General features: G+C 53.8%; 18 protein-coding genes. 12 read left to right on the forward strand and 6 right to left on the reverse strand.

Annotated features, from left to right (window positions below; all coding sequences use genetic code 11):
* Positions 1 to 49 precede the first annotated feature (49 nt).
* From AABE20_RS00110 to AABE20_RS00120, 3 genes are all read right to left on the reverse strand, one after another.
* Entirely contained in the window at positions 50 to 1408 is a 1359-nt protein-coding gene (locus AABE20_RS00110) for an amidohydrolase family protein (RefSeq protein WP_338331256.1), read from the reverse strand.
* 21 nt (positions 1409 to 1429) lie between these two features.
* The gene (locus tag AABE20_RS00115; protein WP_338331257.1) at positions 1430 to 2623 is read right to left on the reverse strand and encodes an arabinose transporter; all 1194 of its coding nucleotides are present in this window, start codon (positions 2621 to 2623) and stop codon (positions 1430 to 1432) included.
* Between the two features lie 192 nt (positions 2624 to 2815).
* Positions 2816 to 4024, reverse strand: a complete 1209-nt coding sequence (locus AABE20_RS00120; RefSeq protein ID WP_338331258.1) for a cation:proton antiporter — start codon at positions 4022 to 4024, stop codon at positions 2816 to 2818.
* 206 nt (positions 4025 to 4230) lie between these two features.
* On the opposite strand from AABE20_RS00120, the gene hmpA reads away from it, so the two are divergent.
* Together hmpA and AABE20_RS00130 are read left to right on the forward strand one after the other, a co-directional pair.
* Positions 4231 to 5445: an NO-inducible flavohemoprotein gene (gene hmpA, locus AABE20_RS00125; RefSeq protein ID WP_338331259.1), complete on the forward strand. Its 1215-nt coding sequence runs from the start codon at positions 4231 to 4233 to the stop codon at positions 5443 to 5445.
* 358 nt (positions 5446 to 5803) lie between these two features.
* Positions 5804 to 6037, forward strand: a complete 234-nt coding sequence (locus tag AABE20_RS00130) for a hypothetical protein (RefSeq protein WP_338331260.1) — start codon at positions 5804 to 5806, stop codon at positions 6035 to 6037.
* 64 nt (positions 6038 to 6101) lie between these two features.
* Here the strand turns inward: AABE20_RS00130 and AABE20_RS00135 are convergent, their stop codons facing one another.
* Positions 6102 to 7031 carry a LysR substrate-binding domain-containing protein gene (locus AABE20_RS00135; RefSeq protein ID WP_338331261.1) on the reverse strand — a complete coding sequence of 310 codons (930 nt, stop codon included), beginning with the start codon at positions 7029 to 7031 and terminating at the stop codon, positions 6102 to 6104.
* 125 nt (positions 7032 to 7156) lie between these two features.
* On the opposite strand from AABE20_RS00135, the gene AABE20_RS00140 reads away from it, so the two are divergent.
* The 7 genes from AABE20_RS00140 to AABE20_RS00170 all read left to right on the forward strand — a co-directional run bounded on the left by AABE20_RS00140 (position 7157) and on the right by AABE20_RS00170 (position 12408).
* Positions 7157 to 8026, forward strand: a complete 870-nt coding sequence (locus AABE20_RS00140; RefSeq protein ID WP_338331262.1) for a pirin family protein — start codon at positions 7157 to 7159, stop codon at positions 8024 to 8026.
* 59 nt (positions 8027 to 8085) lie between these two features.
* A complete protein-coding gene (locus AABE20_RS00145) occupies positions 8086 to 8655 on the forward strand; it encodes an NADPH-dependent FMN reductase (RefSeq protein WP_338331263.1) in 570 nt (189 codons plus the stop codon).
* 229 nt (positions 8656 to 8884) lie between these two features.
* Positions 8885 to 9145 (forward strand): hypothetical protein, encoded by a 261-nt coding sequence (locus tag AABE20_RS00150; RefSeq protein WP_338331264.1) that lies wholly within the window; start codon positions 8885 to 8887, stop codon positions 9143 to 9145.
* Complete coding sequence (locus AABE20_RS00155) at positions 9142 to 10587, forward strand: PepSY-associated TM helix domain-containing protein (protein WP_338331265.1); 1446 nt, start codon at positions 9142 to 9144, stop codon at positions 10585 to 10587. Before AABE20_RS00150 ends, AABE20_RS00155 begins: the two co-directional genes overlap by 4 nt.
* On the forward strand, positions 10580 to 10867 hold the full coding sequence (locus tag AABE20_RS00160; protein ID WP_338331266.1) for a hypothetical protein: 288 nt from the start codon (positions 10580 to 10582) through the stop codon (positions 10865 to 10867). The genes AABE20_RS00155 and AABE20_RS00160 overlap by 8 nt, the downstream gene beginning before the upstream one ends.
* Positions 10868 to 11000: 133 nt before the next feature.
* Positions 11001 to 11276 carry a metal-sensing transcriptional repressor gene (locus tag AABE20_RS00165; RefSeq protein WP_338331267.1) on the forward strand — a complete coding sequence of 92 codons (276 nt, stop codon included), beginning with the start codon at positions 11001 to 11003 and terminating at the stop codon, positions 11274 to 11276.
* A 16-nt stretch (positions 11277 to 11292) separates the two neighbouring features.
* Complete coding sequence (locus AABE20_RS00170; protein ID WP_338331268.1) at positions 11293 to 12408, forward strand: S-(hydroxymethyl)glutathione dehydrogenase/class III alcohol dehydrogenase; 1116 nt, start codon at positions 11293 to 11295, stop codon at positions 12406 to 12408.
* Positions 12409 to 12457: 49 nt separating this feature from the next.
* Here AABE20_RS00170 and AABE20_RS00175 read toward each other — a convergent pair whose 3' ends face one another.
* A complete protein-coding gene (locus AABE20_RS00175) occupies positions 12458 to 14101 on the reverse strand; it encodes a PepSY-associated TM helix domain-containing protein (protein ID WP_338331269.1) in 1644 nt (547 codons plus the stop codon).
* Positions 14102 to 14321: 220 nt separating this feature from the next.
* Positions 14322 to 14600 (reverse strand): hypothetical protein, encoded by a 279-nt coding sequence (locus AABE20_RS00180; RefSeq protein ID WP_338331270.1) that lies wholly within the window; start codon positions 14598 to 14600, stop codon positions 14322 to 14324.
* 647 nt (positions 14601 to 15247) lie between these two features.
* Between AABE20_RS00180 and AABE20_RS00185 the strand changes: the two genes are divergently transcribed.
* The 3 genes from AABE20_RS00185 to AABE20_RS00195 all read left to right on the forward strand — a co-directional run bounded on the left by AABE20_RS00185 (position 15248) and on the right by AABE20_RS00195 (position 18646).
* Positions 15248 to 16354 carry a L,D-transpeptidase gene (locus AABE20_RS00185; RefSeq protein ID WP_338331271.1) on the forward strand — a complete coding sequence of 369 codons (1107 nt, stop codon included), beginning with the start codon at positions 15248 to 15250 and terminating at the stop codon, positions 16352 to 16354.
* A 76-nt stretch (positions 16355 to 16430) separates the two neighbouring features.
* Positions 16431 to 17414, forward strand: coding sequence for a bifunctional enoyl-CoA hydratase/phosphate acetyltransferase (locus AABE20_RS00190; protein WP_338331272.1), 984 nt, complete (start codon positions 16431 to 16433; stop codon positions 17412 to 17414).
* Between the two features lie 5 nt (positions 17415 to 17419).
* Positions 17420 to 18646 (forward strand): acetate/propionate family kinase, encoded by a 1227-nt coding sequence (locus AABE20_RS00195; RefSeq protein ID WP_338331273.1) that lies wholly within the window; start codon positions 17420 to 17422, stop codon positions 18644 to 18646.
* Positions 18647 to 18659 lie beyond the last annotated feature (13 nt).

Here is an 18659-nt window from a genome sequence, read left to right on the forward strand (position 1 = left end):
TCCCGTTCCATTCAAAACGCAGCACCGCTGCCCTGCCGCCCCAACCTGCTCAGGGAGCGTTTTGCTGGACCTTAACTGGTATGGGGCCTGCCACGACAGAACCATTCGCCCATGTTTCCACCACGCGATCGACGTTGGAAATTGCATTTGCGGGGTTGCCTGCGACTATTAGCAGGTCAGCTCTTTTGCCCGCTGCAATGACGCCGCGGTCATGCAGGTCCAGCAGTGCCGCAGCCTGCTGCGTGGCAATATGCAGTGCCTGAAGGGGAGGCAGACCGGCCTGAACCATCAGGGCCAGTTCCCGATGCTCTGCAACACCGGGAACCCGCAGCGGGGTTGCCCCGCTATCCGTGCCAAATCCTATTTTAACACCTGCAGCCCAGAGTATTTTCAAGTTTTGCAGGTTTGTTGTCAGGGATGTACGCGCAAAAGTGGCTTTGCTGCCTGTTTTGTTCTCCTGCTGCCATGCAGAGTTGTTGACCTGCTGCTGCAAAGGGATGGACAGCCCGGCCACAACAAAAGGCGTTTTGGTCCATGCGGGCTGGTCGGCCCATGCGGTTGTTGCTTCATCCAGTTCCAGTGTCGCAATGTACCAGATCCCCCGATCCTTGAGCATTGCCACAAAGGAGGGGGGCACAGGTTTGTCGCGCACGCCATGGGCCAGAATATCCACCCCGGTTGTGACGACACGCTCGGCATCATCCAGATCATGAATATGGGCTGCAACGCGCAAGTGTTTCTGGTGCGCTTCATCCACCACGGCTTGAATAATGGCCGGATCCATTTTGACCGGCAGAGAGTGGTCAAAGTCATCGACCCATATTTTAATCAGGTCGGTCCCTTCGGCCGCCATTGCATCCACATCCTGCCGGGCTTCCTCTACCGTGCGGGGCCTGAAGAGCTGATCCGGTGCAACATGCACAGGGGGAGCCCCTTTTGGCACACCAATACCCTGATCAACCCCAAACAGATCTACGGGCAGCAGACCCATATGCGCATCTTTGCGCATGGGATCAAAAACACGCGGCACATTGTTGCCCAGAGCGGTCACAGTTGTCACACCATAGCGCCGATACTGCGCGAGTTCAGAAGTAATGTTGTCCGCCGTATAGAATTGCGCCCCACTTTGAACACCCACCAACTGACCAACATGGCTATGATCAGAAATGAGGCCGGGTAAAACACTCATTCCTGACCGGTCCAAAATCTGAGCGTTGGAGGGCACAGGTACAGTCCGCCCAGCCGCCACAATTGTTCCGTCCTGCATAAGAACGGTTCCATTCTCTATTGGAGCGGCTCCTGTACCATCGATGATCCTAACATGGGTCAGGGCCACAGGGGTTGTTTGCGCATGCCCCAAAACGGGCACGGCCAGCAAAAGGGAGGCGGCTATAACTACGGGTTTCATATCCTATCCATCCTGTTGTTTTTAGTCCGCCGCCACTGCGGCGCGCTCATGCCATGCCAGCCGGGCGGACAGCACAAGCCCGCCAATGCCCGCAAGGCCCCCGACCATAAAAACGGCGCTATCGCCCACCCATTCAGCCAGCAAGCCCGTCAGGGGGCCGGTCGCTCCGTATGCAAGGTCCTGAAAAGCGGCAAATCCCCCCATGGCTGTGCCCCGCATTTGTGGCGCAACACGCCGGACAACTTCCACCCCCATGGCAGGGAAGATCATGGAGCAGCCGCAGCCCGTCAAAAATGCACCAGCCAAGGCCACGTTGGGAGTGGGGGCCTGCCACAGCAAAAGCTGGCCACAGGTTTCCACCACCATGGAAACAAACGCAACACGCGCGCCGCCCAATCGGTCTGGCAGGTGGCTACACAGAATTCGGACCAGCACGAACGCAAGACCAAAAAATGTCAGCCCCATGGCCGCATGCGGCCAGTGCCTATGCACGAACATAAGAGGCATAAATGCCCCGATCGCTGCAAACCCGATACCTTGGAAAAAAACCACCAGCCCAAGATCGGAAATTTTATTGATAATCCGGCTTATGGGTTGCCGGTCTCCACCGTGTGGGGGCACCGCCACCACAGGAGCGGCCATGGCAAAACCCACCAACGGTGTTGCAAGACAGGCAAGGGCCACCAGCGCGTATCCGCCCTGATTGTACAAAGCCAAGCCCACAGGACTCCCCGCGGCAAGGGAGCCATACATACCCATCCCTACAACAGAGAGAACCCGCCCCGAACGTTGGTGCCCCATAAGGCCAATGCCCCATGCCAGCAGCCCGACAACGGTCAGGCTTTCGCCCAGACCCAGTGTAAGGCGGGCCACCATTAGCATCGCAAAGGCGGCCCATGCTGCTGGCATCCATGTGACCATGGCAGACAGCGCACCACTCAGGGTGTAAAAGACCAGCCCAAACAGCATGCAGCGTTTGCCCCCCTTATGGTCTGCAAAGCGACCGGCAAAGCCACGTGTTATAATGGTGGACACAAACGCAACGCCAACAGCCAGCCCGGCAAGGGCATTGCCCATATGAAGCGATGTTGCAACATAGACCGAGGTTGTCGGCATGGACATGGCGACTGCTAGGTAGGACAGGAAAAGTGCAACCGCGAGCCACACCAGCAGATGCGGAGCTTTATCCTGAACAGTTATGGGAGTGCTGGGCATGCAGGTTCCAGCTCCTTTGAAACAACAGGGGACGCCTGACACATGGCCCTATCCCCCGTTCAGGTCTTGGCCATGTGAGCCTTTTTGCCAAGACCCATCCGCATGACAATGCTGTGAAGCAGATACGCCAGCTTTTAACACCCCAAGCCGTCAGCCCAGCAGAGCCAGACGGCCCAGTTCACACTCCGTGCGTTATACCTTGCGTGGAGCCAACAGGCGGAAGAGTGGCCCTGTCAGGGTTGTTGAAATAACCGCCAGAACCATAAGGGACGCAAACCCGAAATCGGAGAGCATGCCCTGACCGTGCAGAATGGTCGCGGCTACAATTTCCATCAGCCCCTTGCACTGGAGCAGAGCGCCAACCCCCAATGCCTGCCGTGGCTTAAGCCCTGCTGCTGGGGGATAAATATAGACCGCGGCAATTTTGGTTATCATCGAAATAACAACCAGCGACAAAGACGCCACAACTGAGGGCCATGTTAAGGCATCGCCATTAATATGCAGTCCGCTATGGCCGAAAAACATCGGAGCAAACCAGATCAGCGCAAATGTTCCCACAGATTCCACCGGCAAACGCCGCACCCAACTAGGCGGCATGATTGCACCGGCAAAATAAGCACCAATCAGTTCGTGCAGACCAAGCTGCATACTGGCCCAAGACCCGGCAGCCAGATAAACCGGCACAGCAAGCCAGATAACGGCCAAGGGCGGATGACGGAAGTGGTGAGAAGCCCAGTAACCCGCAGCAGCAAGCCCCACCAGCAAAAAAACCGCCAGTGCCTCCAGCCCCGTCCAGCCATGCAAAGCGGCAGACCCACGTGCTGCGAACTGGAGCGCGGCCAGCCCGATCCATAATGCGGCATCATCCACCACAGCCAGCTTGAGAGCTAATTGCCCAAGAGGTTTTTGCGCAACATCCAGCTCACGCACAACACCGATCAGCACAGGCAGGGCGCTGACCGCAATGCACAGACCGATGGATGCTGCCGCCACCAAGGGAGTGGCATCGGGTGCCTGCCAGCCATGAAGGTGCAAAAAAACGGTATAAGCCAGAAATGAACCCACGCAGAAGGGAACACCCAGAGCCACCGCAGCCCCACCAAAAAGGCGGCCGATCGTAGGTTGGGCAAAGTCCTGCCCTGAAGGTTCCCCACCGGGATGCTGCCACATTTCCAGACCAGCGGTAAAAGCCAGCACCAGCACGGCAACCCAACCAATGTTATTCCCATAAACGGAGGGAATACCCATTTGCTGCACAGGCACGTGCCACACAGCAAGAGCAATACCCACAAGGATTGGCAACACGGCTATTGGCAGCGCTTTTTGCAAGAGCCGCCACAAAGCCCATGGGAACAATACAAAAATTGCGGCGTCGGTCATAAGCGCTGACAGATTTGCCATATTGCATCCTTTTTTGTTGAATTTTGTCCCTTGTAACCGATTACCCCTGCGATATGCAAGTTTTGCATGTCTGGGTGCTTTTTATTCATAGCGGTCATGGCTACGTCAGGACATATTCACCACTGCAATAAGATGTATTTTATTGACATCTTATTGCGCCACCCCTATTAAAGGTACCTGTATTTTACATCTTTTGGACGCATATCATGAGCACCATGCTTGATGACCAAACCCGGACAATTGTTTCCGCCTGTGTTCCTGCTCTGGAAGCACATGGATTGGATATAACGCAAGAAATGTACCGTCGGCTTTTATCCAAGCCGGAAATTCGTGATTTATTTAATATGTCTCACCAAAAAGACGGGGAGCAGCCAAAGGCTCTGGCTCTGGCGGTGCTGGCATATGCCCGCAATATCAACAATCTGGGCGCCCTTGGTGGCATGGTCGAACGTATTGCTGAAAAACACGTAGGCCTTAACATTCTGCCAGAGCACTACCCCTTTGTGGGGGAAGCCCTGCTGGGTGCCATTGCCCATGTGCTTGGAGATGCCGCAACACCCGAAATTATGGACGCATGGGGCAAGGCTTACTGGTTTTTGGCCGATGTTCTGATCGGTCGTGAAAAACAGATCTATCAGGCACATGCCGCAACACCCGGTGGGTGGACTGGCTGGCGCAGCTTTACCGTGCGCAAGATTGTTGTTGAAAGCAGCACAATCCGGTCGTTTGAACTTGTGCCAACAGACCGTCAACCGGTTATGCAGCACCAACCGGGCCAGTATCTGAGCTTCAAGCTCGACATTCCCGACCACGGCTCCCAACGGCGCAACTACAGCATTTCCTCCGCACCGGCCTCCGACCACTACCGGCTGAGCATCCGCAAGGCCGAAGGCGGCGTTGTTTCCTCATGGTTTCATGACACAGTCAGGGTAGGGGATGAATTACAGGTCTCCGCACCAGCGGGAGAGTTTGCCTGCGCCCCCAAGCCGGATGTCAACACCATGTTCATCAGTGCTGGCGTAGGTTTAACGCCGTTTATATCCGCACTGGGTGAGCTTGAAAAACAGCCACATGGTCCGGTCCACTTTGTACACGGAGCACATACGCCAGACACTCAGGCTTTTGGGGCCTATGTGCGGGAACTGACCAGCAAAGGCCTGATCAAGGCAGATATTTTCTATAGCATGGGCCTGTCGGCGGATGCGTCCTCCACACCGGAGCACACGTTGCACGCAGGCCGTATTACCCCCGAATGGCTTGCTACACAGGTCAAACCGGACACTCATTACTGGGTCTGCGGTCCAGACCAGTTCATGCTGGACATCATTACGGCTCTCAAAGCACAGGGAGTGCCGCAAACACATATCCATTATGAATTCTTTGGTTCAGCTTCTGACGCCCAACTTCTGGCTGCGGCCTAAGTCTGAGCGACCCAACCTTTTACGCTGAATGATTTTACAAAAAGGCTATCCCTCGCGGCTGCGGGTGGGTAGCCTTTTGCTTCATAGTGGCCTTACCCACTCTCCAAATATTTATCCTGACGCAGTTCGCGCATATGAGCCTCTCCATGCACGCGACACTCTCAAAATTGACCGTTCTGGCGCCATACGATTATAAATAAATATAATAAATTGATAATTCATTACCTGCAAAACGTTAGCAATACGCTATTTGCCAGAGACGAAAAAAGTAATTAGATAGCGTTTATCGCTCTGTTTCCAATGGGCGAAGGTCAAAACCAGTAGCTGAATCCTTATCCATTCAGCAAGGACATGAAACATGAGCAAGAACACAAAAGAATTTGTTTTGTGGTTTTCAGCATTCGTCATTGTCGGCGGGATAATGTGGGGGGGATCGACAATCCTGCACAATTATCGCCAGCAACAGTGGGATCAGTTTGTTCAGGACCATCATTGCGTCATTACTGGAACACAGCCATCAACAAGCTTTTTTAGTTCAGACCAAACAATCTATCAGTGCGATAACACCGGGATTTATTACCGCAATAAATAATATTTTGTAGTAATTATTAGACCCTCAAGGTGCCGAATACCAGAGTCTGTGGGGCCATATGCCCTCATACGTTCTGCGCCAGAAAGGTGGATGTCGCCATCTGCCTTTGCTGGGTGCACTCTTCAGCCATAAAGTCAAGCAAAGCCCTGACACCCGGCATCAATCCTTTGCGGGAAGGAAAGACCGCATGCACAATGCCTGCACGTGGTGTCCATTGCGGTAGAACCTGAACAAGCCGACCGGCCTGAACGTCTTTCCAAACCATAATTGTGGGAAGCTGCACAACACCAATGCCTGACAAAGCCGCCTCACGCAGTACGGCCATATCATCGGTCACCAATCGCGGTTCATGATAAACTGTGGCAGTCTGCCCATGGCCATCTTCCAAAATCCAAGACTGTTCCGCCGGACTGGTATGAAAATCCATACTGGAAAAAGCGGTGAGATCAGCCGGAGAACGCACACCTGCGGTCAACAACTCAGGTGCCGCCACAAGGCACTGCGTGCTGGTATCGAGCACACGCATAACCAGATCAGATGCCTCAATCGGCGGAAATCTTACCCGCACGGCAAGGTCCAGCCCATCTTGCAAAATATCAACCCGGCGGTTTGTGCTCTCCAACTGTAAGCGCACCAACGGATAACGCATGATAAACCGCGCCAGAATGGCCCCAAACTGAAAATTCAACAAAGCCACGGGGCAACTCATGCGTATTATGCCGCACGGTTCTGCCTGCAACTGGGCAATGGACTGCTCAGCCAGTTCCGCCTCGGCCAGCATGGCTTTGCAATGCCCATAAAACCTGCGGCCTGTTTCGGTCACTGAAAAATGGCGAGATGAGCGTTGCAGCAATCTGGTATGCAAACGCGTTTCCAGTAGGGCAATGCGTCGGCTTAGCAAGGATTTTTGTACGCCGATTGCCCGTGCCGCAGACGAAAAACCGCCAAAATCCACAACCTGAACAAAATAAAAGTAGTCGTTAAGATCTCTCATCGTTCTATTTATGCAACGCAATGTTTGATCTGTCGATCTTTATAGAACGCTGTGGGGCTTCTATGTTCAGGATTAAGCAAAAGGGCCGAGCCTAACGCAGGCCCCCATAAAGCAAGAGAAGAACCATGCACAAAAAAGTTCTGGGGCGTTACGGCAACGAACGTGGGCATTGGGTGGGGAATGGTTTTCCCGTCCGTTCCCTGTTTTCCTACTCGACTTTGGGCCAACATCTCAGCCCGTTCCTACTGCTCGATTACGCAGGCCCGCACCAGTTCCAGCCTACAGATGAACGCCGGGGCGTAGGGGAGCACCCACATCGGGGCTTTGAGACGGTGACCATTGTGTATGATGGGGAGGTCGAACACCGTGATTCCTCTGGCGGAGGCGGCACCATTGGTCCGGGCGATGTGCAGTGGATGACGGCAGGCAGCGGCATTGTGCATCAGGAATTCCATTCCCAGGCCTATGCGGCAACGGGTGGAGCGTTCAGAATGGTCCAGCTCTGGGTCAATCTGCCCGCTCGAGACAAGCAGACACCACCCGCTTACCAAACCCTGCTGGCGGCAGACATTCCCACACTCCCCTTGCCACACAGCGCGGGATCGGTACGGATTATTGCGGGTCATTATGACCACATCCAAGGCCCAGCCCGCGTATTTTCCCCGCTGAACGTCTGGGATGTACAGCTCAAGCAGGGTGGATTGGTCACTTTTTCCCTCCCCGAAGGACACAACGCAGCCGTTGTCTCGCTCGAAGGTCGGCTGAGTATTAATGACGCACAGGAACTTGGCAGTGCGCAACTCGTTCTACTGGACCACGAGGGAACGGAGGTGAGTATTCAGGCACAGGAGCAGAGCAGTTTTCTTGTACTGACCGGAGCGCCCCTGAACGAACCGATTGAAGGGTATGGTCCTTTTGTCATGAACACCCGAGCGGAAATCCGGCAGGCCATGGAAGACTTCAATAATGGGCGTTTTGGTAACATTCACACCTGAGCAACCCGTGCTTACCCAGTAAGCCACAACAGGGGCCTTCAAAAAAAAGGTAGACGAGCATGACAACCTCTACACAACTGCATTTTGTAACGCTGCTGGGCAGTCTGCGCCGTGCTTCTTTTAACGCAGCTATTGCCCGCAGTCTTCCTCAACTGGCGCCGCAAGGGGTTTCCATTTCTGCCTTGGGGAGCATTGCCGACTTTCCGCATTACAATCAGGACGTGCAGGATGCGGCTTTTCCGCCCGCAGTGCTGGCCATGGCGGCACAGATTCAGGCGGCAGATGGGGTTATTATTGTCACGCCTGAGTATAATTATTCCATCCCCGGCGTGCTCAAAAACGCCATAGACTGGCTCTCACGCGTAACGCCACAGCCTTTAGCCAAAAAACCTGTGGCTATTCAAACCGCATCTCCCGGACAGATCGGAGGGGCGCGGGCACAGTATCATCTGCGGCAGAGTCTTGTTTTTCTCGATGCGTTCGTTCTGAACAAGCCCGAGGCCATGATCGGCCTTGTGCCCAGCAAAATTGACCCTGACACCCTAACGCTGAGCGATGGACCAACGCGCGAGTTCCTGACACGCCAGATCAGCGCACTCGCCGATCTGGCCCGAACTCTACAGCAATAATCTTTTATGTGGCGTAAGAGCCAAACATACCCACCCCAGACTTGAGGGTGAGAGTAATTCGCATTACACAAGGAGGCGTTAATCGAGCATATCTACCTAGAGGAAAACCCGGTATCGTGCCTGCCACGCTTTTAACACGTTCCTACCCGCACACGTCATGCACAAGACCAACCCAAAGCTGTGCACAAAGTGGGGAAGGGGCCTTGGCCGGCATTATCTGGGGTTATGTGTGACGCTCCCCCAAACCTATGCCTGCCGCATTGCCGCGGCAATACTCGTCTGGCTTGCTCTTGTGCTGTGGGGATCTGCCTTTGTGGCGTTTTTTCCGGCGTTTGCTCAAGCGGTCACTCCAGCCTACCGCGTAATGGCCAGTGCATTGGCACCTTTGGGCATGGTTTGGGCATTCTGGGTCACTAACCCCCTTTACGCCTTGCTCGGCGGCGGTAGGCTGGCGTTAAGTGGCGGCCTTGCACTGGTCTTGCAGGCATGACCCCTGCACGCCGCTCCCGTCTGGCATGGTTGCACCGTTGGGCCGGGCTTGTAACCGGCTGGGCTGCTTTTGCTATTTTTGTTACCGGCACACTGGCCCTGTTCGATACCGAATTAACCCGCTGGATGCAGCCCGAAACAGCACTGATCCCGCACAATGCCCGCCTGACACCCCGCGCCATAGACAGAGCACAGCAGATCCTACTTGAGAGTGATCACGCAGGAGACCCACCGTCATTCCTGCTACTGCCCGAACCACGGGATCCCACTCTTCGCGTCCTGCATTACGATGGCCATAGCTTTGTCGGGCCAGTTCTGGACCCGCAAACCGGGCAGACACTTCCAGCCAGACAAACAGAGGGGGGGAATTTTTTCTTTAATTTCCATTACACACTACGCATACCCAGCCCATGGGGCGAGCGTTTGGTTGCGGGCATTGCTTTTGCCTTTGCCGCCATAGTGTTGTCTGGCGTTCTGCTACACCTCAAACGCCTTGTGCCAGATTATTTTACACTCAGGCTCAAAGCGTCCATGGCGCGCAGCCTGCTGGACATCCATGTGCTTACGGGCAGTGCAATGCTCCCTTTCCATATTATGATCACATGGACAGGGCTGATTTTGACCGCCGAAAATGCTCTGCCAGTCCTACAGTTTGAGCAACCAGCCCCAATACAGGAAGGCGTGGCCCAACAGACAAATCCACACTGGGCGCCACAGGCGTCTCTGAGCCGTATGCTCCAGCAAGCTCACGCACGGTTGGGAATTGCCCCATCTTATGTGCTTTTTGACGATGGCAAAACAACACTCTCCGGCATTAGACAGAACAGCCTGAACTCAAACGACCTATCCGTTACATTTGACTCTCAGAGTGGGGAGTTCCTGAGTAAAACCAGAGAGGCATCGCAGATTGAAGATGCTTTTTACATTCTGAATGGCTTGCACCTTGGCCGTAGCATGGGGCCTATGCTGCGCTGGCTCTGGTTTGGGGGCGGACTGGCATCCTCCGTTATGGTTGCGAGCGGCCTGATTTATTATACTGCAAGGCAAAAAAAACAGCCTGCCAAAACGTTTCACCTTGCCCAACGCCTGAATATTGCCCTGATCGGTGGGCTTGTAACCGCCTGCCTGAGTATTTTTGTTTTTAACAGGCTTATTCCTGCACTCTGGGCTGCACGGTCCACTTTGGAAGTTGCTGGTTTTTTTGGCGTATGGGCAGGATGCCTCCTGCTGGCTATGTTTCTGCCCCTTAACAAAAGCTGGCGCATAATCGCATGGACAACCGGTGTGCTTGGATTGGCCATTCCGGCTATTGATGGTTTTACGGCCCCATTGGCTGCATGGGGCACACCACTCCACCTGAGCGTCAACAGCCTGTGCGCGTTAACTGGCCTTATTGCCCTTGGTAGCCTACGCATGCTGCCCGATCAGGTCCGCCATGACTGATACAGTTTTTTGCCTGACTGAAGCCACTATTTTTGCATCCTGCCTGATCTGGTCCTGTAGTCTTGCCTTTGTGCGCAGCAGATTTGGCTTGCGAACCACATCTGCAACACAAAAACAGGTTATTGTGCTCCGCCTTGTTGCGCTGGTTATTTTTGGTCTGGCGGTCAAGATCAGTTTATCGGCCTCCATTGTGCCAGATATCGCCATCTGTATTATGCTGCTATCCATTAACAGTATAATAATTGCATTACTTCTCTGTTTTACCGAAAAAAAACGATAGCAGTATAACAACCCGCACGAATATTTTACGGACCAAAATGTCCTGCCATAGCGGCAGGTTGATAACAAAGTCATAGCCATATCTGGCGTATGATACTATACTCCCCCATAGTACCAAAGGATGACCACGCAGAATGCCCCACACCCCGGAAGATAAAAAAAAGGCGCTCACCCGGCTGCGGCGTATCCGCGGGCAGTGTGACGCACTGGAACGGGCCTTGGAATCTGGTTCGGACTGCCCCCCGGTACTCCAGCAACTTGCTGCAATCCGCGGCGCAGTTAACGGGCTTATGTCCGAAGTCATGGGGATGTACCTTCATGAGGAATTTGGTTCCGACCCGGACCGGGCCTCTGAAAAAAAGCAAAGTATCGATACCATTCTGTCCCTCATCCGCACCTATCTGAAATAACCCAAAAGGAACGACCATGAAGTCTCGTGCTGCTGTTGCCTTTGCTCCTGGCGAACCCCTTGAAATTGTGGAAATTGACGTAGCCCCTCCCAAAAAGGGTGAGGTCATGGTCCGCATTACCCACACGGGGGTATGCCACACGGATGCTTTTACCCTCTCTGGCAGCGACCCAGAGGGGCTGTTCCCCTGTGTGTTGGGTCACGAAGGGGCAGGGGTTGTTGTCGAGGTTGGCGAAGGCGTGACCTCAGTCGCTCCAGGCGATCACGTTATTCCACTTTACACGGCCGAATGTGGCAAGTGCGAGTTCTGTACTTCTGGCAAAACCAACCTGTGCATTGCCGTGCGCGAAACACAGGGCAAAGGAGTCATGCCTGATGGCACAAGCCGTTTTTCCTACAACGGTCAGCCTCTTTATCACTATATGGGCTGCTCCACCTTTAGTGAATACACAGTCGTTGCCGAGGTTTCCCTTGCCAAAATCAACCCTCATGCAGATCATGAACACGTTTGTCTGCTTGGATGTGGGGTAACAACCGGGATAGGCGCTGTGCACAACACCGCCAAAGTGCAACCGGGCGATAGCGTTGCTGTTTTTGGCCTTGGCGGCATTGGGCTTGCAGTTATTCAGGGAGCGCGACAGGCAAAAGCTGGCAGAATTTTTGCCATCGACACTAATCCGGACAAATTTGAACTGGCCCGTTCCATGGGAGCAACTGACTGCCTCAACCCCACGGATTACGACAAGCCCATTCAGCAGGTCATTCTGGACATTACCCGGTGGGGTGTGGACCATACGTTTGAATGTATTGGCAATGTTAACGTCATGCGTGCAGCTCTTGAGTGCGCCCACCGTGGCTGGGGCCAATCTGTTGTTATTGGCGTTGCAGGGGCCGGGCAGGAAATTTCCACCCGTCCTTTCCAACTCGTTACCGGGCGCACATGGAAAGGCACCGCATTTGGTGGTGTTAAGGGGCGGACCCAGCTCCCCGGCATGGTGGAGGACGCCATGGAGGGCAAAATCGACCTCAAACCCTTTGTAACCCATACTATGGGGCTAGAAGATATTAACCATGCATTTGATCTGATGCATGACGGAAAATCCATCCGTTCCGTTATTATTTACCAAGAATAACACACACAGCCTCTGCGCCTTAGCGCAGAGGCTAGCCTTACGGCTTCCGTCAGGCAGAAACCCGATACGCAGACCGCCTGACAGACCACAAAAGAAAACACCCCAGAAACAGCGCAACCATGGCCACACTCAGTGCTGGCAGACCTGCATGGCCCCACGTCATGAATAAAAGCATGACACAGGCTACCGCAATATTTGCAATACCAGCCAGAGCGAACAACATTGGCTCACGCTGACGTTCTTTTAGAAAAAAAGACAAACCCATACAAAAAAGAAACGCAACATAGTATAAAACTGTGGCTTGTGCATAACTCCCTCCCAACTGGAGGAACGGCGCGCAAATAAATAAGATGGCAATACCCGTCATACATCCAGTAATGCATCCGGTCGTCAGGCAGGACAGCAGCCATGTGCTGCGTGTTTGCAAACCTGCGCCAATTTCACGCCGTTGGCGTGCAGCAATCCACAACCGATTTCCGGTATAAAACAAAAAAGCTCCACCCAGCCCCATGCAATAATAGCCCCAGCGCACAGGTAGCCCACCATAACTACCAAAATGCAGGGCAATCAGTGCGGTCAAGGCCGCAAACCCGGCAGATTGATGCCCCGGCAGATAATCTGCCGACAGGACCTTACCGCTCAACGGGTCAACCACGGCAAAACCATTTGTCGCCCCGCGCATGGGATAACGGTTATCATGCCCCGCAATTCTGAGCGTTGTCTGGCTTTTTCCTTTAACCAACTGCGTTGTATAATCCAGTGTGTCCGCAACAAAACCGGGGGCCTGCTGCTGTAAAGCATCCAGAATGGCCAGAGGCGGCATCTGCCCCTCCAGACTGGCCACATCGCCTGTGCCCCCCTTACCTTTACCACCTGAATGTCCATGCGGATGCATGGCACCTTGGCCTGTGACCTGCCCTTGCTGGAACAGCTTACCTTGCAGAGCATAAATCGGGTCATGGAAAGCAAAAACAACTGCGGTTATGGCAATAACCACATGGAACGGAAGCGAGAAAAAACCCACAAGGTTATGAAGGTCCAGCCAGACTTTACGTGCCCCCGTATCAAGCCTGACCGCAAAAAGCATTTTTTTCAGGGCTGGCAGAAATGCAATAACACCAGACACTAACGCAAAAAAATAAGCCAGAGCCACACAGCCCATAACGTAGCGCGCCACCATATGCGGCAATGGCAGACCGACCTGTTCGTGTAACTGATCAATAAAAAAAGGAATTTCAGACGGCCTTCGGGTCGCGGTAACCACATCACCAGCGGGTGACAATGCGCCAAGCACAAAGTCCTGCGGTCCGTGGCCACGATGCGTGGGGTCCTGCGGCCACATAAGGCGGGCAGGGTGTGCATTATCGGGGTTAATAACAATGGTATAGTGTTTGCTGGCATCGGGGTATTTTGCAAAAGCTTTTTGCAAAAGCCCGGGTGTTTCCGTAAGCGCAATGGGTTGTGGCAGGGCGGGAGCAGGGGTTAGCATGTTCTGTAATGGCTGCTCAAACATGCTTATGGAGCCAGCATAAAACGCTACAAACAGGAACAGGGCACAAAGAATGCCAACCCAGCTATGAACTTCCCTGTACACCTGCACAATATCGGGCCGAATTTTCATGGCATGATAACTTTCGCCAGCACTCCATACATTCCCCAGACCAACAGTGCCGCTCCCCCCATTACTACCCATGCCCGCACGCCAGAACGGAACAGAAAACAGCTACCAAGCAGGGCAAGCCAAACCACAACGGCCATCCACATTAAAAATTGTGCACAAACCGTTCGGGCGTCCCCCGTGGTGTGGCATAACCGCCCCACAACAGCCATGCAGCCAAAAGAAAACAGCGCGCCGGGCACAAGGCCAGCCATAAGCTTGGTCGCCCACTGCCTGTTATTAAGCCGCAATTCAGTCATGACCGATTATTGCCAGCCGGACGCATAGCCACGAGTAAGGGAAAAAAACTGCACACCGCCATCAGAAGCAACACAACCATAAAACACGCACTTGCCTTGCCCTCTACCTCTCCAAGCAGGAGAATAGCCAATGCTGCCATACCCACAGCACCGGACAGACAGAGCCGGGAGTTCGGTCGATGAGCAAAAATGCGCTGATGTCTGGATGAAAGGTAAAGCAGCACGCCGCACATCAACGTGCAGCCTCCCGCTGCAAGCAAAATCAGGCCAGACATTGTTTACTCCCATGCCTCAAGCGCATAACCAACTTCATAGGCTGCCATTATAATCTGGCTTGCTGCTCTTCTACAGGTCGGCAAAACCCACTTTTGTCACGACATGCCTTCTTGCCGGAAGGCATCAGACCACCAGCAAACCCGTTATCCCCAGCACCTCAAAACTGCCAGATCAGAACAAAAGGGCTATGCGTTTTTTGGCTCACATCACCATAAAATGTGGATAGGGACGTATATGCAAATGATAATTACTGTCAATAACTTCCGTGCTGGTAGCCCAAAGCCATAGCTGCGTGTTGTGTTTAGGTCACAATCAACCGCAACTTCAAACTCCTGCACCATGCACGATCGGCAACAAGCGCTCCCATATGCCGCCCTCATCACAGGCTGAACCATCGAACAGGCAGGGGAGATGCCTAGCTGCAACCCAGAGCAAACTGCCAGTTATCCGGCAGTGCAGGAGGGCGGGCATATAGGGTGCCCAACTAAGGCCCAACCAGAGTGCAGCCCTTACATGCAACATATTGAGAATAAACTCTTCATCTTGGATATTTCGCTTATGGGCAAGAAGTGCCATAGTCGCGAGCACTTGAAAAACAGGAGAACAGAACCCGGTGTGCGCGGCGAGACACTTAATCTTTCCGATTATGTTTGGCTGCCTTTTTGCTGCTCAAACTCTTCAGGCAGCGCCCTATTCCGCCAGTGCGGATTTTGCTGATGAACTCTCCAAGGCTGTTGGGGAGTCCTCGCCTCATGTTTTTTTTCCTAATGGAGACATAGGCGCGCCCCTGCATATTCCAGCGGCAAAAAAAGCCCCAACACCCGCACCCTCAGCCAAAACTGCTCAGGCAAAACCTGTGCAGGCGGCTTCTGTAACATCATCAACAACACTGCCAGCTCCAGCTCCAGCTCCAGCTCCAGCTCCAGCTCCAGCTCCAGCTCCAGCTCCAGCTCCAGTTGCTGAGCTGGATGAACCCCAGATTCAAGCGGAAATAAACCGGCTCAGACTTCTTTTCCAAAAAGACGTGCCCGCAGCGTTTACTCCAAGCAGCAACCAGAAAGATACGTGGCTTACCCTGGCCCGCCAGCAGGCCAGCCAGTCCGGTTACGTGGTTCAGACCCCGCAAGCCGTTGTGATTGCCGACCGCAACCCCTCCGTACAGCGCGCCTGTATTGTTGTGGCCCGCCCCAACACGCCTGAGTGGAGCATAATCGGGTGCACACGCATTTCCACAGGCACAATTGGTCGTAAACACCATTATATTACGCCCATTGGTATTTTTACCAACACAGCAGACAGGCTGGGTTACCGCGCGCAGGGTACCAAAAATGAAAACGGTATCATGGGGAATGGCACCAAAGGCATGCGTGTCTGGGACTTTGGCTGGCAGGTTGCTGAAAAAGGGTGGCTACCCAGCCGGGAGCAAGGCCCCATACGGTTGGAAATGCACGCAACTGACCCTGTTTTTTTGGAACGTCAACTCGGGCATATGGCCTCGGCAGGGTGCATCCGCATTCCGGCGGCCCTAAACATCTACATCGACAAAAATGGCCTGCTTGATGTGGAATATGAACGCAAGGCGGCAACGGACAAGCGCTTTCGGGCCTTGTTGCGAACGGACAGAACACCATCCCCCCTTGCCGGTATGGCGGTGATCGTGGTGGACAGCGGACCTCCGCCCAATGTGACAGCACAGCATATCCCATCACCCAATCTTGTATCCGCCAGAATACCCAATTCGCCTATTCATTAGGCGGGCGTGACTGGCTGGCGAACCTTCCAGCCCCGTTGCACAACCTGTGGCACACAAAGAGCGGGTCAGACCCAATATGAGACAAACCTCATCCCTGTTTGCAGGAACTGCATCCCTCTCGCGCCAGCCAACGTCCCACCAGCTTTTTTCGGACCTCATCAATCGTGCTCTTGCCCATAAACCTGTTTCCTACGGGCTTGTCTGGCCATGTGAGGACCACGCCCTGACAGGGCCGCTAGAGGCCGCACAAAAAGGCATTATCCAGCCCGTGCTGATCGGGGATGAAGCCCGTATGCACGCAATAGCGCGTGAACACCGGATAGACCTAAGCTCTTACCAAATTATCCCGGCCGAAACGCCAGAAATTGCAGCACAAAAAGCCGTTGACCTAGCCAGAACAGGGCAGGTGCAGGGATTGATGAAGGGAAGCCTCCATACAGATACATTAATGCATGCCGTCGTTGCTCCTGCTAATGGCCTTTGTACAGGCCGCAGGATCAGCCATGTTTTTCTGCTCGCTGTACCGGGTTACAAAAAACTGCTCTTTGTGACCGATGCCGCCATCAATATTTTTCCCGATCTTTCAACCAAGCGCGATATTGTTCAAAATGCCATTGATCTGCATATCGGGCTGGGGCTTGGCCAACCTAGAGTTGCCATTCTTTCGGCTGTAGAAGTTATTAACCCCAAAATACCCAGCACGCTGGACGCAGCAAGCCTCTGCAAAATGGCCGAACGCGGCCAGATAACAGGCGGTATGCTTGATGGACCTCTCGGCATGGATAATGCCATAGACCCTGAAGCCGCCAGAATAAAAAACCTGACATCCCCTGTAGCCGGACACGCACAGATTTTGGTGACACCCGACTTGGAAGCCGGGAATATGCTGGCAAAAAACCTGATTTTCATGGCTCAGGCTGACTCAGCAGGAATAGCACTTGGCGCCAGAGTTCCTATTGTATTGACCAGCCGGGCAGACAGTGTGCAGGCCCGTCTGGCATCGGCGGCCATTGGCGCCCTATACGCCAGACATCTGGCGCAGCAGGATGCGGCGTTTTAATCGCTATGCCAGACAGGAATACAGCCCTATCCGATGTTGTTATTGTTTTTAACGCCGGATCATCCAGCCTTAAATTTACTGTTTTCCAGATAGAAAAAAGAACGACCATCAAAAAGCTGATCAAAGGGCGGCTTGAATATGACGTTGATACATTCCATTTTTTTGCATCGGACCAGAACGATCAGCTTATAGAGCGAGCAACCTATCCGCTCCTTCAAAAAAAGCCGTTGGAACATCTTTTTGACTGGTTAAGCAAACACGAGCAGGGGCGGCATAATATTGTTGGTGTCGGGCACAGAATTGTCCACGGTGGCCCCCATTTTCTGGCTCCCGTACTGGTAACGCCAGAGGTGCTGACCCAACTGGAAGCCTTGACCCCCTTTGCGCCACTCCATCAACCCCAGACCCTTGCCCCTGTTCACGCCATTACGGACTACCGCCCTGATCTGATACAGATTGCCTGTTTTGACACGGCCTTCCACCAGACCATGCCCGATATTGCGCGCCTGCTCCCACTCCCCCGGCGTTATGCGGACAAAGGTGTTTGCCGTTATGGGTTTCACGGTCTTTCCTACGATTTTCTAACCCAGCGTCTGCACCAGATTGACCCCGCATTGGCAGCTGGGCGAACTGTTCTGGCTCACTTGGGCAATGGAGCCAGCCTGTGCGCCCTGAAGGACGGCAAAAGCCTGGAAACCACAATGGGGTTTTCAGCGCTGGATGGGCTTATGATGGGGAGCCGGTGCGGCATGATCGACCCCGGCGCTCTGCTCTACATGATCAGGGAAGAAAAAGCCGACTGGGACACAGTTGTGAACACGCTTTACCACCAGTCCGGACTGCTTGGTGTTTCTGGCGTATCGTCAGACATGCGCGTTCTGCGTGAACACATGGACACCGAACAAGACCCGGTATTGCGCGGCCATGTCCAGCAGGCACTCACCCTCTCCGCCTACCGGATTGTGGAAGAAATTGGTGCCCTGGCCGCCATTATGGAAGGGCTTGATGGTCTGGTCTTTACCGCCGGAATAGGCGAACACGATGCCCAGTTACGTCAGGACGTATGTCTGGCACTCGGGTGGTTAGGCCTTAAGCTGGATCAGGACGCCAACATACGCCATGCCAGCATCATCAGCAGCCCAGACAGTGCAATTCGGGTGCGTGTTGAACCTACCCACGAAGAATTGGTGATCTGCCAGAACGTGCTGCCATTTGTGCAGGACCGGCTGTAACCGCACGCCAGAC

This window comes from Acetobacter zythi (assembly GCF_963921165.1).
Taxonomy (GTDB): Bacteria; Pseudomonadota; Alphaproteobacteria; order Acetobacterales; family Acetobacteraceae; genus Acetobacter.

What these genes read in the sequence shown, in the direction of transcription:
- AABE20_RS00175 (WP_338331269.1), bottom strand. Translation starts at nt 14,101, where the DNA reads ATGGGTAGTAATGGGGGGAGCGGCACTGTTGGTCTGGGGAATGTATGG.
- AABE20_RS00120 (WP_338331258.1), bottom strand. Translation starts at nt 4,024, where the DNA reads ATGGCAAATCTGTCAGCGCTTATGACCGACGCCGCAATTTTTGTATTG.
- AABE20_RS00145 (WP_338331263.1), top strand. Translation starts at nt 8,086, where the DNA reads ATGACAACCTCTACACAACTGCATTTTGTAACGCTGCTGGGCAGTCTG.
- AABE20_RS00180 (WP_338331270.1), bottom strand. Translation starts at nt 14,600, where the DNA reads ATGTCTGGCCTGATTTTGCTTGCAGCGGGAGGCTGCACGTTGATGTGC.
- AABE20_RS00155 (WP_338331265.1), top strand. Translation starts at nt 9,142, where the DNA reads ATGACCCCTGCACGCCGCTCCCGTCTGGCATGGTTGCACCGTTGGGCC.
- AABE20_RS00170 (WP_338331268.1), top strand. Translation starts at nt 11,293, where the DNA reads ATGAAGTCTCGTGCTGCTGTTGCCTTTGCTCCTGGCGAACCCCTTGAA.
- AABE20_RS00160 (WP_338331266.1), top strand. Translation starts at nt 10,580, where the DNA reads ATGACTGATACAGTTTTTTGCCTGACTGAAGCCACTATTTTTGCATCC.
- AABE20_RS00140 (WP_338331262.1), top strand. Translation starts at nt 7,157, where the DNA reads ATGCACAAAAAAGTTCTGGGGCGTTACGGCAACGAACGTGGGCATTGG.
- AABE20_RS00190 (WP_338331272.1), top strand. Translation starts at nt 16,431, where the DNA reads ATGAGACAAACCTCATCCCTGTTTGCAGGAACTGCATCCCTCTCGCGC.
- AABE20_RS00195 (WP_338331273.1), top strand. Translation starts at nt 17,420, where the DNA reads ATGCCAGACAGGAATACAGCCCTATCCGATGTTGTTATTGTTTTTAAC.
- AABE20_RS00130 (WP_338331260.1), top strand. Translation starts at nt 5,804, where the DNA reads ATGAGCAAGAACACAAAAGAATTTGTTTTGTGGTTTTCAGCATTCGTC.
- AABE20_RS00135 (WP_338331261.1), bottom strand. Translation starts at nt 7,031, where the DNA reads ATGAGAGATCTTAACGACTACTTTTATTTTGTTCAGGTTGTGGATTTT.
- AABE20_RS00110 (WP_338331256.1), bottom strand. Translation starts at nt 1,408, where the DNA reads ATGAAACCCGTAGTTATAGCCGCCTCCCTTTTGCTGGCCGTGCCCGTT.
- AABE20_RS00165 (WP_338331267.1), top strand. Translation starts at nt 11,001, where the DNA reads ATGCCCCACACCCCGGAAGATAAAAAAAAGGCGCTCACCCGGCTGCGG.
- AABE20_RS00115 (WP_338331257.1), bottom strand. Translation starts at nt 2,623, where the DNA reads ATGCCCAGCACTCCCATAACTGTTCAGGATAAAGCTCCGCATCTGCTG.
- AABE20_RS00185 (WP_338331271.1), top strand. Translation starts at nt 15,248, where the DNA reads ATGTTTGGCTGCCTTTTTGCTGCTCAAACTCTTCAGGCAGCGCCCTAT.
- hmpA (WP_338331259.1), top strand. Translation starts at nt 4,231, where the DNA reads ATGAGCACCATGCTTGATGACCAAACCCGGACAATTGTTTCCGCCTGT.